1 protein-coding gene is annotated in these 1,289 nt (G+C 62.5%); it reads left to right on the top strand.

Going from position 1 to position 1,289, the window contains the following annotated elements; genetic code table 11:
- The first annotated feature begins 241 nt into the window (after positions 1-241).
- On the top strand, positions 242-1,165 hold the full coding sequence (locus ABQZ09_RS19825; RefSeq protein WP_184552493.1) for an IS110 family RNA-guided transposase: 924 nt from the start codon (positions 242-244) through the stop codon (positions 1,163-1,165).
- Positions 1,166-1,289: the final 124 nt, after the last annotated feature.

Raw genomic sequence — 1,289 nt, 5'->3', positions numbered from 1 at the left:
GGACCCTTGGCGGCATGGATGCCGCCACGGAGCCTTATCTGTTGGAATTCTGCCAGTGTGGGTGTCGAGAGCCGACGTGGGCCACCGTGAGAGCCTAGATCCTTGCCGATCGTCTTGTAGCAGGGTGCCCACGTCGGTATCTCCCCTGTGTCGCCCGAACAGTTGCCAGAGTTGACGCTCGTAGACGTAAGGCTGGGCAGGCAGGGGAACTCTCGACTCTTCAAGCCTAACGGAGTTCGCTATGAATGGCATCGGGATCGATGTGTCCAAGGCCATGTTGGATGTGGCTGTCCATCGCGGCCCTTTCGCACGGTTTCACAACACCCCTGCCGGTCACAGAAGGCTGTTGTCCTGGCTGGCCAGGCGGGAAGCTGGCCAGATTGTACTGGAGGCCTCTGGCGGTTATGAGCAGCGGGTGCTGGATGCCCTGTTCGACGCCGGTCACCAGGTCGTGCGGGCCGATGCGCGGCGCTGCCACGCCTTCGCTGCTGCCACCGGTGTGTCGGCAAAAACAGATCGCCTGGATGCGGCCAATCTGGCCTGCATGGCCGCCACGCTGGAGCTGCGTCCCTATCAGCCGATGGAACCTTGGCGGCGAAAGCTACGCGAGTTCGTGCGCGCACGACAGCAGCTCGTGGACCTGACGATGAGCGCAGAAAACCAGTTGGAACACGTAACAGAGACGACGTTGCGCCGCGCATTGCAGGCCAACATCAACCAGATGAAAAAGAACTGCCTGCGATTGGAAAAGCACATTGCCGAACAGGTCCGCCAGCAACCGCAATTGGAGGCGATGCGCGCGTTCAAAGGCGTGGGAGCGACCCTGCAAGCAGTGATCGCCAGCTATTTGCCAGAGCTAGGAACCCTCGATGGCAAGGCCATTGCCAAACTGGTCGGCGTCGCCCCCATCGCCCACGACAGCGGGAGCATGCGCGGCATGCGCCGGATCTGCGGCGGGCGCATAGAGGTGCGCAACGTGCTGTACATGGCGTGCCTGTCGGCCATCCAGCACGAGCCACGGATCCGGGAGTTTTATCGGTCCCTGCGAGCACGCGGCAAGCCAGGCAAGGTCGCCGTCGTGGCGGCGATGCGCAAGATGCTGGTCATCCTCAACGCCCGCGCCAGAGACACTCTAGCTGGAGTGGCCCAAGCCATTCCGACCTGAGTGTCCATGCGCTGGACGGGGCGACGGCTGCCGACCAGCGGCCGGTACCACCGTGCCCGGCTTATGGACTAGCCAAAGCCACTCCAACAACACAGTTGCTACAGGGATGTACTTGCGGCGTGTC

Source organism: Xanthomonas sp. WHRI 6106 (genome assembly GCF_040202405.1).
Taxonomy (GTDB): Bacteria; Pseudomonadota; Gammaproteobacteria; order Xanthomonadales; family Xanthomonadaceae; genus Xanthomonas; species Xanthomonas cannabis.
Note: the sequence above shows the minus strand (reverse complement) of the source record. Positions and strands in the feature narration are given on the sequence as shown.